This window comes from Nostoc sp. ChiQUE01b (genome assembly GCF_034531255.1).
Taxonomy (GTDB): domain Bacteria; phylum Cyanobacteriota; class Cyanobacteriia; order Cyanobacteriales; family Nostocaceae; genus Nostoc.
Map to the genome: position 1 here is coordinate 1 of NZ_JAVRBM010000018.1, position 12923 is coordinate 12923.

The following is a 12923-nucleotide window of genomic DNA, read 5'->3' on the forward strand; positions in this document are numbered from 1 at the left end:
TGTTTCCCAAATCACCCTCTCTAGTGCCTAATTTTTAAACACCTACCCTTGAAAGAACCCCTCCCCACCTGCGGGGAACTCGGGGTCCCCTCTGGGGATTAGGGGCAGGGGGAATTTGACGTAACTCAAAGGTGGGGTGGGGTTCTTTTTTTGATTTATGCAAGAAGTCTATTGAAGTTGTGCCTTCACATTACTTATTTTGGTGCAATTCAGTCATAACCTCACCCCGTATTTGAAGACAGCAAATACGGGGTGAGGTTTAAAAATCTACTTCATGCAAATGAGAACCGTTAGATTTTTTGGAAATCCCTAATCTTTGATGTCTTGAGCAATCCGAAAACCAGCGTGCTGATAAAAATTGGGACGGAACCAGTTGCGATAATATTTTAAAGCTTCTGTACCATTAGTTATCCAACATCCTCCTAACATCATTTGATGTTTATCATCAAAAAAGATGGCAGAATTATCTTCATAAAGAAAATGAGGTTGATATCCTGAAAAAGGGTTTAAGTTATTACTCAACCATTCCCAAACGTTACCCCGCAAATCGTACAATCCCGAAGAACTTTTGGCTGTTTCTAACATTCCAACGGGACTAGGGGAACCAAATTTTAAATTGAGATTATAATTTTCGACATCATCTAATAAACTATTACTATAAGTTGCTAAATGGTATTCTGATTCACTCATTAAGCGAGTATCTTTCCCTTGCCAACGACAATAAGCCATTGCTTCATAATGATTGACTTCTACAGGCCAATCTAGAGGTAAGTCAATTTCGTCAAACATGGCTCGATATTTATAGCTACCATTTTCATGTAACCAAAATTTAGGAAATTGAATATTGTATCGAGTTTTCCAATTCCAAGATTCTTCATCCCAATATTCTTGATTTTCGTAGCCACCAACCTTAACAAAATAAATAAAATCGGCATTGGTAATCAGATATTTACTGGCGAAAAAGGGTGCAACTTCAACAGTGCGATCGCCATAGTCAATATCCCATCCATAAGTTGAATCATCTAAGGCTTTACCGAGTTTTACTACCCCACCAGCAACTTCTATCATTTCGTTCTCAGAAGTGTAACCATTAAAAGGGGCATATTGCCAATTTTGAGGACGTTTCACTCTCTCAATTGGTAGTTGGCGAATTAACATCGAAGAAGTTTCAATGTGAATACGTTGGTGTTCAATCCCCATTATTAAAGCCCAAAGGGGATGATTGGGATGAATTGGCAGAGTAATTGGGGTTGTTTTAATTAGCTGGAAAATTACAGAATATGCTTGTTCTCGATACTTCCAAGTTTGTGCAACTTGCGGCCATTCCAGATGAGCGATCGCTGCATTCAACTCCTCTGGCTTTTCTGGATCAACTCCAATTTCAAACAATATTTCATACTCTGGATTGAGGCGTTTTTCTAATAATCCCACCTGAATTAATTTATTAATGTAGAAAATAGCTGAATGTCCCAGATAAAAAATTAGAGGATTTCTCAAAGGGTCAGGATTGAGATAAAATGTCTCTTCCCCAACTAGACTTTTCAATAACATATCTTCCAGGTGCCAAGCATTCTCAAAGTAATCGAGGATAACTTGGTTATTACAACTATTAAGTTTTGGAGGTTTAGCAGATTGCAGACTATTCATGGTTAAATTGCTATTAGAGAACAATTAAACAAATTAATTATCTAGAAATCCGATTTGATTCCTGAATTTATTTGCATAGGTAGGGAACACGCAATAAAAAATAGATATGTACTGAGTTTTAGGAAAAACCAAATATGAGTCCTATAGAATGTGTTAAACACAATAGTAGGACTTACGCACGAGTTATGGAATAACGAACCACAGAGGACACGGAGAAATCAGAGTTTGAGAGATATTTTGCGTAAGTGCTAAATAGTATTGAAGGAGGTATCAAATAAGATTCTTAAATATGACAGATTTATTATTTAATAGCAATACTTCTTGTTCAATAATTAGTTTTTCAAATAGCACTAAAATTTTATCAATTTAATGTAGTATTATTAGATACTTAAATAATTTAATCAAACAGAATAGAGGCGTCAGTCGCCATAATTCAGAATTGAATTTTGTGTGACTGGCGGATGAATAACTGGGTTTAAGACCCCCGCTAAATCTTCTCTTTCAGAGACGCTGCGCGTAGCTTGCTTCCCCGCAGGGGTACGATTTAGCGGTCTACAATCAGTGGCGGGTCTGAATCCCCCACTGATAGCGTTCGCCTTTGGCATCTCGTAGAGAAGCGTTAGCGAGTCCGCGATAGCGCAGCGTTAGCAAGTACTCGAGCGTCATTGCGAATTGCGAATTGGTTTTATTTGTCTTAACTGATTTAGAATTAAGTTAAAAATAATTGTAGGTTGAGTAGCGATCGCAAGACTAAAAATACTTGTTTTCTGGTTTCAATAGAGAACTAAACTCTATTGAATTGTGAGTTTTTCCAGCTCTCAATCGATGTATTGGAACTGTATTTCTCCACCTTTGATAGTTATTAACGCAATATCGTTAACCCAATACGGTTGACAAACTGGTTGATCAAGTATAGTTACTAGTTGATGTAAGTGGCTACAGCATCAAATCCTGATCGCGCACTGCTTTTCTACGACATACTACGGATAGCTTTCTTCTGTGTAGGTGGGTAAAGTAATAATTATTTGATTTGGTTCGCAGTTATTGATAATTAAAGCTATGTTTTGTGTTTGCAATTGCTTTTTAATTTGGGGGATAATTCGTTTTAGTTGAGGTGCGTTGTTAACTTCGGGAATTTCTGGATTTTCGGTAAAAGCTGTGAGATAAATTTGGTTACAAATTTCTTGGCATATTGCGCTTGTATCGGTTTCATCTTGCGATTTTAAGTTGATGACAAGCGGCTGAAGGCGCGTGTCGCCCCTTCAGGTTTTATACCCGTGATATTCAGACTTTTTTACAGCGCGATTCTGATTTCAAAATCCGGGAATACTACGAACACACTAACGAGGAGTAATCAAATGTCTAAATCGACCCTGAACACGCTTTGTACAATTGTTGGCTTAATTGCTGGTGGTTTATCGTTGTTAGGCAGCGCCGGGGTGATTAACCATACTCTTGCTGGCACTATCGGCGTATCACTACAGCCATCCTTGGTTATTTAATACAACAGCCTGAGAAGAGTGAACAACAAGTACAGCCTAAATAATTACCCTTGGATTCGGCAGTCACCGTCTGCTGAATTAACTCTTGCGGAGATTTTGCATAATGGTGACAGCTAAATGAAAGCGTCAAAATAGAAGACACAGGCTTTCGACAAAAAGCCTTGCCTTGATTAACGGAGTTCTTATCAGTGGTATTACAAGTACAGACAAGCACCTACGAAGCTAAAACCCAAGAAATTGCTAAACAACTTCTAGCAACAACGCAGGAAAATCGTTCGTTTTTTTCTTCCCTGCGGGATCAAATGCGTTGGGATGATAAATTACTAGCTTGGGCAATGAGTAATCCTGGCTTGCGGGTACAACTATTTCGCTTTATAGATACGCTACCTGCTTTGCACAGTAAATCAGAAATTGCCTCACATTTACAAGAATATCTCGGCGATGAATCTGTAGAATTACCGGCAGCTTTGAAGGGAATGCTAAACTTTGCTAATCCCGACTCAATGCCAGGACAAGTTGCTGCTACTACTGTTGGGACAGCGGTTGAGACGCTTGCCCATAAATATATTTCTGGGGAAAATATTAAACAAGTCATCAAAACAGTTGAACGACTGCGAAAAGAAAAAATGGCTTTCACTATCGATTTACTGGGTGAAGCGGTGATTACCGAAGCCGAAGCGCAGTCTTATCTAGAACGCTATCTAGAATTAATGCAACAATTGGTAGAAGCATCAAAGAATTGGGCAGCTATCCCGGCGATTGATGAGGCTGATGGCGAAGCAATCCCAAAAGTTCAGGTTTCTGTGAAGTTAACGGCATTTTATTCGCAATTTGATCCTTTAGATGCTAAAGGTAGTGAGGATAAAGTTAGCGATCGCATTCGGATTCTCTTACGTCGTGCTAAAGAATTAGGTGCAGCTGTGCATTTTGATATGGAACAGTATGCCTATAAGGATATAACTCTCAGCATTTTGAAAAAACTCTTACTAGAAGAAGAGTTTCGGCAACGCACAGATATTGGCATGACAATTCAAGCATATCTGCGTGATAGCGAACAAGATACTGAAGACGTAATTTCTTGGTTAAAAAAACGTGGTTATCCCTTAACAATCCGTTTGGTGAAAGGTGCATATTGGGATCAAGAAACGATTAAAGCAGCCCAAAAGCATTGGCCACAGCCAGTTTACAACGACAAAGCCGCAACAGATGCTAACTTTGAAACCATCACTCAGTTGTTGCTAGAAAATCATCAATATGTCTATTCTGCCATTGGTAGCCATAATGTGCGATCGCACGCTCGCGCCATTGCCATAGCTGAAAGTTTAAATGTCCCTCGCCGTCGCTTTGAATTGCAAGTCCTCTACGGTATGGGTGATAAAGTTGCCAAGGCGTTAGTTGACAAAGGTTATCGGGTGAGAGTTTACTGTCCCTATGGTGAATTATTACCTGGAATGGCATATTTAATTCGCCGATTGTTAGAAAATACCGCTAATAGTTCTTTTTTACGCCAAAATCTCGAAAATCGACCAATTGAAGAATTATTAGCGCCGCCGATTATCAAAGATGAAAAGAACTCTTTAACTCCTAACTCCTCACTCCTAACTCCTAACTCTCATTTCTCTGGTGCTGCTGATACCGATTACGCTGAAGAAGAGGTGAGAATGAAGGCTGCACAAGCTTTCCAAAGCGTTCGCCAACAACTTGGTAAAACTTATTTACCGCTAATTAATGGGGAGTATGTTAATCCGCCGGAATTTGTTGATTCTCTCAATCCTTCTAAGTTCAGTGAGGTAATTGGTAAAGTTGGGTTGATTAGCGTTGAACAAGCAGAACAGGCGATGCAAGCTGCCAAAGCAGCGTTTCCTGGGTGGAAGAAAACACCAGCTAAACAACGTGCTGATATTTTGCGGAAAGCGGGTGATTTGCTGGAAGAACGCCGCGCTGAACTTTCAGCTTGGATAGTTTTGGAAGTTGGGAAACCAGTTAAAGAAGCTGATGGAGAGGTTTCGGAAGCGATAGACTTTTGTCGTTACTACGCTGATGAGATAGAACGGTTAGACAAAGGTGTGAATTACGACATACCTGGTGAAACTAATCATTATATTTACCAGCCACGGGGAATTGCTGTGGTAATTTCTCCTTGGAATTTCCCGCTAGCGATCGCTTGTGGAATGACTGTTGCAGCTTTGGTTTCCGGCAATTGCACTCTCCTAAAACCTGCGGAAACATCTTCTGTAATTGCCGCAAAACTCACAGAAATCTTAGTAGACGCTGGTTTTCCCAAAGGTGTATTTCAATACGTACCGGGTAAAGGTTCACAAGTTGGCGCTTATTTGGTAAATCATCCAGATACTCATGTAATTGCTTTTACAGGTTCTCAGGAAGTAGGTTGTAGAATTTACGCAGAGGCAGCAACGCTGAAACCCGGACAGAAACACATGAAACGGGTGATTGCGGAAATGGGTGGTAAGAATGCCATTATTATCGATGAAAGTGCTGATTTAGACCAAGCTGTTGTGGGAGTAGTACAGTCGGCATTTGGTTACAGCGGCCAAAAATGTTCTGCCGCTTCCAGGGTGATTGTGCTGCAACCGATTTATGATACCTTTGTGGAACGGTTGGTAGAAGCGACAAAATCCTTGAACATTGGGGAAGCAGAGTTACCGAGTACACAAGTTGGGCCGGTAATTGATGCTAATGCCCGCGATCGCATCTGCGAGTATATTGAGAAGGGTAAGGCAGAAGCAGAAGTGGCGTTGGAATTACCAGCACCCGAACAAGGATATTTTATCGGGCCAGTTATTTTTAGTGAAGTTTCGCCAAATGCGGTAATTTCCCAGGAAGAAATTTTTGGCCCTGTGCTGGCGGTAATTCGGGTGAAAGATTTCCACGAAGCCTTAGCAGTCGCTAACGGTACAAATTACGCCTTGACTGGCGGACTTTATTCTAGAACGCCTTCGCACATTCAACAGGCAGAGACAGAATTTGAAGTCGGAAACTTGTACATCAACCGCAATATTACCGGAGCGATCGTTGGACGGCAACCCTTTGGTGGATTCAAACTTTCTGGAGTAGGTTCTAAAGCAGGTGGCCCTGATTACTTACTGCAATTTTTAGAACCACGCGCGGTGACAGAAAATATTCAGCGTCAAGGTTTTGCACCAATTGAAGGAGCAGATTAAACTAACGTGAATCAATTTTGGATTTTGAATGCAAGGATTTATTCTCGCGTTTGAATTCGGGAGCCACTGCGTTGGACGGGTTTCCCGGCTTGTCCCTTGCGCGTCTCCCCTTCTCCCAAAGGGAGAGGCTAGCGCCAAGGGAGAAGCAAGTGGCGTGGGCTTCAAACCAGTTTAGATTTTATATTTTGAATCTTCAATCCAAAATATAAAATCTAAAATCTAAAATTCGGTGAATTTTACGGCTCATATAGTGTCCGTCTAATTAGCCAAATCAAAAGCCTCTCCCTGATTTTACAGCTATTTTCAGGTAAATAGCTGTAAGCTAAAAAACATCTAATTTGCATAATCAAATTAAATATAACTCTTGTGGGGTGGGCATCCTGCCATCAGCTTATGCAATTTAAATGTGGAACAGCTTACTACGTAAAACCCACCTTCTTGGACTCACAGAGGGACAGATTTACACTTTTGGTCAAAGTAGGGAGAGGTTCATCAAACTCACGTTAAACTACAATTAAGTAGTAACCCCAAAGAGAGTTTAATGAGTAATTTAGTTATAAAATTTGCTGAATTACCTGAAGATTTTCCGGCAATTCAAGCAATTAGAAAATTAGTTTTTCAAGAAGAACAAGGGGTAGATCCTGCTTTAGAATTTGATGGCAAAGATGAAATATCCGATCATCTAATTGCTTATTTAAATCTAGAAGCTGTGGGTACAGCCAGAATCAGATATTTAGATGATAAAACTGCCAAAATAGAAAGGTTAGCTGTTTTATTGACAGTTAGAGGGCAGGGTATTGGTAAGAAAATTATGGAAAATGCTCTACAGGTGATAGCTAACCAAAATATTCCAGAAGTCGTGATTCATGCTCAAGAATATGTGAAAGATTTATACAAAAAACTCAATTTTGTAGAAGAAGGAGAAATATTTGAAGAAGCTAGTATTCCCCATGTGAAAATGAGAAAAACATTTACACAGTCAAAGTAAAAATATATAGTAAATTTTTTCAGGAATTGTTCGTACAAAAAGGCATTTTTATGAGCAATTAACTAAAATATTTAATCAGGATTGACTCTAGCTGGACTATGCGAATTGGCTTGACAAGATAATCATTCACACTACCTGGCAGTGTGGCAATTTCCTCCTCTAAAGGTTCGCTTAAGGTCATCATTACAATCGGTAAATGTTCCCGATAAGGCTCTTTTCTAAGAATATCCAGCAAATTCCAGATATGAATATCCTTTACTAACTGAAAATCAAAAAAAACTAAATCTGGTTGGAAGCTTTGTACCTGTTTCAAAAAGTCGTTACCATTATCTATCCACTTGACTTGGTAGCCAATTGTGTGGAGATAATCTTGCAACACTGTTGCTGTGTTTTCATCTTCTTCTACAAGCAAAATAGTTTTATTTGTGGGGATGACTGGAGAATATGACAACAAGGAGGACGAGGTAAAATTTGCTTCCTCTTCTGTCTCATCTATCTCATTTGTCTCATTTACCGGATGCTCTGAATTTGGTAGAAACAGGGTGAACTGACTGCCCTTTCCTAAAGTTGATGTAAAGGTAACATCTCCACCATGTAAACGCGCTAATTTACGCGTCAAAGCTAAACCTAAACCAGTGCCTTCATACTGCCGATTTAATCGGCTGTCAAGCTGTTTAAACGGTTCAAATAAAAATTGAAACTGACTTGAGTCTATACCAATGCCAGTATCTGAAACTGTAAACGTTATCCCTTGTGGTACTTTTTTGACTACCAGCGATACTTCACCTCCTGGGGTGAATTTAATGGCATTGGTGAGCAAGTTGAGTAGCATTTGCTTGATGCGCCGCTCATCAGCAACGCAAATATCCGCTTCTCGGTCAATTTCATGTGTGAGTTGCAATCCCTTTTCTGAGGCACGATCGCGCACTGTCCAGATGGCATAATTACATATATCTGCCACCGACAAAGATGATAGTAACAGTTCCTCTTTACCTGCTTCTACTTTAGATAAGTCAAGGATATCGTTAATCACTGCCAGTAGATGTTCGCCACTACTATATATACAACTTACATATTCGTTCTGCTTTTCATTCAGAGAACCAACTATTTCTTGTTGCAGTAACTGTGACAAACCCATAATTGCATTCAGAGGCGTCCGCAACTCATGGCTCATGGTTGCTAAAAATTCACTTTTGGCTCGACTGGCAGCTTCTGCTGCTTCTTGAGAGGCACGTAGTTTCAACTCTGTTTGCTTACGTTCAGTAATATCCTCAATCATTGCTAGAAAAAACTCAGGTTCACCATTGCTGCCTGGTATAACAGAAACAGAGATATGAGTCCAAACTAAGTTACCATTTTGATGCAGGCAGCGTCTTTCTATCTCAATCCGATGTCTTTCGACAAGTTGTTCCTGATGTTTAGAAGGTTGTAAACCGTCCCTGGAAGTTCTTTTTAAGTCGGTGCGAATTCCTGACATCAGTTGTTTGTAAAGTTTTAAATCTTCTTTTTCTATAGAAATGTAATCTGTAAAGCACTTGCCGTATAACTCTTCTCGGCTGCATCCTAAAATCTCGCACAATGCCAGATTAGTATCGACTATCTGCCCTTTCATATCTATAAGTCCAATGCCGATAGAGGAACGCTCAAAAATCGCCCGAAATTGTGCCTCACTCTGTCGCAGTGCTTCCTGTACGACGTTTCGCTCGCTTGCTTCTATAGCCAGCGTCACAAAATCTGCAATTGAGCCAGCAAAACTCTCTTCTTCTAAAGTCCATTGGCGACCTTCGCCTATGTGTTCGTGACACACTACGCCTACCAAATGACCCTCTAGCCAAATTGGTGCATCTAATATAGATGTGATGCCCAAAACTGAAAGATAAGACTCGGATAATTCTTGGGTTCTGGTATCGTTTATAGCATCATCTGCGGGAATGGTACGTTCCTCTTCTAAAGCCTGGAAATAAGCAGGAAAATTTGTTTTTAAAAGCGAGTTACCAAAGGTATGCTCCTTAGTCCTGACATCATATAAATTGATGCATTCAATTTTTGAACGTTCTTGATTATATAACCATACCCCCACTCGCTCTACTAACAGCGTCTGAGCAGCAGTTTCTGTGATTTCCCTCAACACCGCATTGAGATTACCTTGCTGGAATGTCTTGCTTCTTGCCAGTTGCACCAGGGTCTGGCTTTGTTTTCGCCGACTATTGTCTCTGATTCGTAAAGCCTCTTGGGCCTGGTTGTGCTCTGTAATATCTCTAGCTGACACGACCTGCATTAGTTGCCCTCAAGAAGAAATAATTTGGACTTGCAGTTCTAGGTAAAAAGTAGAACTGTCTTTGTATAACTACAATTACTTAATGTGCTTTTTCATAACCGGAAAGAATAATTTTTCTAATTAAATTTTATAATTCTGGCTAATTAGTTATGATCTGGATTTCGCTGATTACTTTTATTACTTTATACCAGTGATTTTTGCCAGGGGATAATTAGCATTTCAAGTAATTTCACTATTAAGTAATTCTACTATCAAGTAGTACAAGTAGTATAATATTTTTAATTTAAAACTGGGGAGTGCTAAAGACTTTTCTTAATACCCAATCCCTAGTACAATTTCTTGCTTAGTACTGACTAGCAAAATACGCTTGATTCTCCTAGAGAAAGATACCTAATGATTTAATTTCTGGCAAACTTAAGGTAACGGCAGCTGTTGCGGAGGTGGAGCGATGACAGATAGTGATGTAAGAATTGTTTCTCTGATTCCCGGTGGAACAGAGATTTTAGCGACACTAGGATTGGTTGATGCTATTGTAGGGCGATCGCACGAATGCGATTACCCTCCAGAAATCCTCAATCGCCCCATTTGTACCCAAGCACGTTTAAACAGTGATGCCTCCAGCAGCGAAATTCACGACGAAGTGAACAATTTATTGCAATCTGCCCTTAGTATTTATGAAATCAAAACAGATGTTTTAGAGCAATTGCAGCCTACTCATATTCTTACTCAAGATCAGTGTGATGTTTGTGCTGTCAGCTTAGACGAGGTGCAAAAGGCAGTTGCTACACTCATTAACAGTAAACCTGAGATTATTTCTTTACAACCCAATATTCTCCAAGATGTTTGGGCTGACATTGAGCGAGTCGGCAACACCTTTGGTGTAGACTCGGTAAAAGTCTTAGAAAATTTAGAAGCTCGCGTCAAAATTTGTCAGCAAAAAATTCAAGGACTTTCTTTAGATGAACTACTTACTGTCGCCTGTATCGAGTGGTCTGATCCTTTGATGATCGCCGCTAATTGGATTCCTGAATTAGTTAACTTAGCCGGAGGACAGTCTTTGTTTTGCGCTACAGGTCAGCCTTCTCCGATTTTGCCGTGGGAAACACTATTAACAACGAATCCAGATGTAATTGTTTTTATGCCTTGTGGCTTTGATTTAAATCGCACTCGCCAAGAAGCTAAGTTATTAACTCAACGTCCAGAGTGGGAAAAACTACACGCTAGCGAAGCTGGTAGAGTCTACATTACTGATGGCAATTCTTACTTCAATCGTCCAGGGCCGCGACTGGTAGATTCTTTAGAAATTTTGGCAGAAATTTTGCATCCAGAAATTTTTCAATACGGCTACAAAGGAACTGCTTGGGAACGTTTGTAAAGAAGAATTCAGGAGTCAGAATTCAGAATTCAGAATTAAGTAGACCTCTTGCAAAAGTCCCATAAACCCCACCCCCAGCCCCTCCCCGCCTGCGGGGAACTCGGGGCCCCCTCTGGGGATTAGGGGAGGGGAGACTTTAACGTAAGGGCGGGGTGGGGTTCTTATTTTGGATTTATGCAACAAGTCTAGTATGAATTCAAGTTTGGCTGAGTGAGATTGGTTCAAAACCTTGGCGCGTTCCAATCGCCCACAAAGACTAATTCTGATTCCTGGATTCTGAATTCTGAATTCTTCTCTAAGGTGTTTGTTCAGAATCTGCCGATGGTTCATTGTTAAATAACAGCAGGCGTGCGGCAAGAATGGCAAATCCGACAGCCGCGATCGCTTTTAACACCCGTGTGGGTAATAATTCGGCTACTGCACCCCCTGCTAACGATCCCAACAGGCTTGTCAACAGCAATGCGCCTGCTGCACCAAAAAATACTGCACGCGGAGAATTACAACGTCCTGAAAGTGCGATCGCCGCTAACTGACTTTTGTCACCCAATTCTGATAAAAAAACTGTAATAAAACTCAGTCCTAATAAATGCCAATCCATATTATTTATGGGGAGTGGGGAGTGGGGAGTAGGTAAAGCAGGAGAAGCAGGGGAAGCAGGGGGAGAATAACTAATGACCAATGACTAATGACTAATGACTAGTAAATACATCCCAAAACAGCATTAGAGAAATTACTAACAACATCATGCCGGCTGATTTTTCTACAGTTTTTGGGCTGAGTCGGCTGGCTATCCAACTACCTAAAAGTACACCTAATAAGCTGGTAGTTATTAGCGCCGCCGCAGATCCGATAAATACCACCCACGGCGAATGAGATTGTGCACTCATTAATAGAGTGGATAGCTGAGTTTTATCTCCAATTTCTGCTAGAAAAATGGTTATAAAAGTCGTACCAAAAACTACTAGCGCTGATTGCTGCTTTTGAGGACTATCGGCAATTACAGGCTGAACTGACAAAGCGATCGCAGGAGTCAAGTTTAAATCATTGCTGTCTTCCAGGTCTAGCTCGATCTCAGTCTGAGATATGCCAGAAATCTCCAAAGGTACAGAGTCAAGTTTCACAAGCAGTAGTTTTGGTTGCTAGAGTGTTTTCATATTTCTATCATTTTCTCATATTTTTGTCATAAATTGCAACCCAGACAAAAAAAATGAGGTTGGGTGTCAAAGGCCAACAGCTTTGTCGAAGCGTAGTATTTCTAAACTGCGATCGCCATAAACTCCTTCTATCTGCTGGCGACAGCAGTCAATAGCAAAATCGTTGACTTCTTCTGGTTCAACCCCATACATATCTTGAAATACTTCTGATTCCACACGGCAGAAGCGCGGACGATTGGGGTAAATGCGACATTCTCGCGTGGTATGGTCGAAATTAACGCACCATCCCCCTTCGCCTACCATGCTGAGGTAGAGTTCTAGTTCTGGTGGAGAGAGATACTCTTCCAAGTCTGGACGCTCTGCTGGATCTAGATTACAGCAGGCTCCACATTGTTTTACACATTGCCAAGTTGACATTTTGGATTGGGAAGTAGGGATTGGGGACTGGGGATTAGGGATTAGGGATTGAGAAAAATTTTCCCAGTCCCCAATCCCCCTATTTTACATTTTTATGTCTTTTCTTATAATTTTGTTAAGTAAATTAAATCTAACAGTCCATAGCCAGATATGATCTATTGCGGGTTTTGTAATTTAAGTTATTGAATTTTTTAAGACAATTGAGAGGAGAAAAGGAAAAATGTTTGACGCTGTGTCTGACTTGTTTAACGCTTTTACCAGTATCAATTGGGAAGTTATCTTCCAATTGCTGTCAGTGGCGCTAATTGTGATTGCTGGCCCAGCGGTAATCTTTGTACTGGCATTTCGCAACGGCAACCTATAAGAGTGCTGAGTGCTGA

General features: G+C 40.5%; 10 protein-coding genes and 1 pseudogene. 5 read left to right on the top strand and 6 right to left on the bottom strand.

The window, feature by feature from the left end:
- Positions 1-309: 309 nt before the first annotated feature.
- Together ovoA and RMY63_RS41785 are read right to left on the bottom strand one after the other, a co-directional pair.
- Positions 310-1647, bottom strand: coding sequence for a 5-histidylcysteine sulfoxide synthase (gene ovoA, locus RMY63_RS14230; protein ID WP_322729326.1), 1338 nt, complete (start codon positions 1645-1647; stop codon positions 310-312).
- Between the two features lie 980 nt (positions 1648-2627).
- A pseudogene (locus RMY63_RS41785) lies at positions 2628-2885 on the bottom strand (hypothetical protein); the annotation flags it as partial.
- Positions 2886-3005: 120 nt separating this feature from the next.
- Between RMY63_RS41785 and RMY63_RS14235 the strand changes: the two are divergent.
- The 3 genes from RMY63_RS14235 (at position 3006) to RMY63_RS14245 (ending at position 7319) form a co-directional block, all read left to right on the top strand.
- On the top strand, positions 3006-3149 hold the full coding sequence (locus RMY63_RS14235; protein WP_322729327.1) for a hypothetical protein: 144 nt from the start codon (positions 3006-3008) through the stop codon (positions 3147-3149).
- Positions 3150-3337: 188 nt separating this feature from the next.
- Positions 3338-6331, top strand: coding sequence for an L-glutamate gamma-semialdehyde dehydrogenase (gene pruA, locus RMY63_RS14240; protein ID WP_322729328.1), 2994 nt, complete (start codon positions 3338-3340; stop codon positions 6329-6331).
- 541 nt (positions 6332-6872) lie between these two features.
- Positions 6873-7319, top strand: a complete 447-nt coding sequence (locus tag RMY63_RS14245; protein ID WP_322729329.1) for a GNAT family N-acetyltransferase — start codon at positions 6873-6875, stop codon at positions 7317-7319.
- A gap of 58 nt (positions 7320-7377) precedes the next feature.
- Here RMY63_RS14245 and RMY63_RS14250 read toward each other — a convergent pair whose 3' ends face one another.
- A complete protein-coding gene (locus tag RMY63_RS14250; RefSeq protein ID WP_322729330.1) occupies positions 7378-9597 on the bottom strand; it encodes an ATP-binding protein in 2220 nt (739 codons plus the stop codon).
- Positions 9598-10045: 448 nt separating this feature from the next.
- Here RMY63_RS14250 and RMY63_RS14255 point away from each other — a divergent pair, with 448 nt between their 5' ends.
- Complete coding sequence (locus RMY63_RS14255) at positions 10046-10972, top strand: cobalamin-binding protein (protein ID WP_322729331.1); 927 nt, start codon at positions 10046-10048, stop codon at positions 10970-10972.
- A 295-nt stretch (positions 10973-11267) separates the two neighbouring features.
- Here RMY63_RS14255 and RMY63_RS14260 read toward each other — a convergent pair whose 3' ends face one another.
- From RMY63_RS14260 to RMY63_RS14270, 3 genes are all read right to left on the bottom strand, one after another.
- Positions 11268-11570 carry a TMEM165/GDT1 family protein gene (locus RMY63_RS14260; protein WP_181928888.1) on the bottom strand — a complete coding sequence of 101 codons (303 nt, stop codon included), beginning with the start codon at positions 11568-11570 and terminating at the stop codon, positions 11268-11270.
- A gap of 91 nt (positions 11571-11661) precedes the next feature.
- The gene (locus RMY63_RS14265; protein ID WP_322729332.1) at positions 11662-12093 is read right to left on the bottom strand and encodes a TMEM165/GDT1 family protein; all 432 of its coding nucleotides are present in this window, start codon (positions 12091-12093) and stop codon (positions 11662-11664) included.
- A gap of 99 nt (positions 12094-12192) precedes the next feature.
- Complete coding sequence (locus tag RMY63_RS14270) at positions 12193-12543, bottom strand: YkgJ family cysteine cluster protein (protein WP_104907911.1); 351 nt, start codon at positions 12541-12543, stop codon at positions 12193-12195.
- Positions 12544-12763: 220 nt separating this feature from the next.
- On the opposite strand from RMY63_RS14270, the gene psb30 reads away from it, so the two are divergent.
- Positions 12764-12907: a photosystem II reaction center protein Ycf12/Psb30 gene (psb30, locus tag RMY63_RS14275; RefSeq protein WP_069068686.1), complete on the top strand. Its 144-nt coding sequence runs from the start codon at positions 12764-12766 to the stop codon at positions 12905-12907.
- Positions 12908-12923: the final 16 nt, after the last annotated feature.

What these genes read in the sequence shown, in the direction of transcription:
- RMY63_RS14235 (WP_322729327.1), top strand. Translation starts at nt 3,006, where the DNA reads ATGTCTAAATCGACCCTGAACACGCTTTGTACAATTGTTGGCTTAATT.
- ovoA (WP_322729326.1), bottom strand. Translation starts at nt 1,647, where the DNA reads ATGAATAGTCTGCAATCTGCTAAACCTCCAAAACTTAATAGTTGTAAT.
- RMY63_RS14260 (WP_181928888.1), bottom strand. Translation starts at nt 11,570, where the DNA reads ATGGATTGGCATTTATTAGGACTGAGTTTTATTACAGTTTTTTTATCA.
- RMY63_RS14250 (WP_322729330.1), bottom strand. Translation starts at nt 9,597, where the DNA reads ATGCAGGTCGTGTCAGCTAGAGATATTACAGAGCACAACCAGGCCCAA.
- psb30 (WP_069068686.1), top strand. Translation starts at nt 12,764, where the DNA reads ATGTTTGACGCTGTGTCTGACTTGTTTAACGCTTTTACCAGTATCAAT.
- RMY63_RS14245 (WP_322729329.1), top strand. Translation starts at nt 6,873, where the DNA reads ATGAGTAATTTAGTTATAAAATTTGCTGAATTACCTGAAGATTTTCCG.
- RMY63_RS14255 (WP_322729331.1), top strand. Translation starts at nt 10,046, where the DNA reads ATGACAGATAGTGATGTAAGAATTGTTTCTCTGATTCCCGGTGGAACA.
- RMY63_RS14270 (WP_104907911.1), bottom strand. Translation starts at nt 12,543, where the DNA reads ATGTCAACTTGGCAATGTGTAAAACAATGTGGAGCCTGCTGTAATCTA.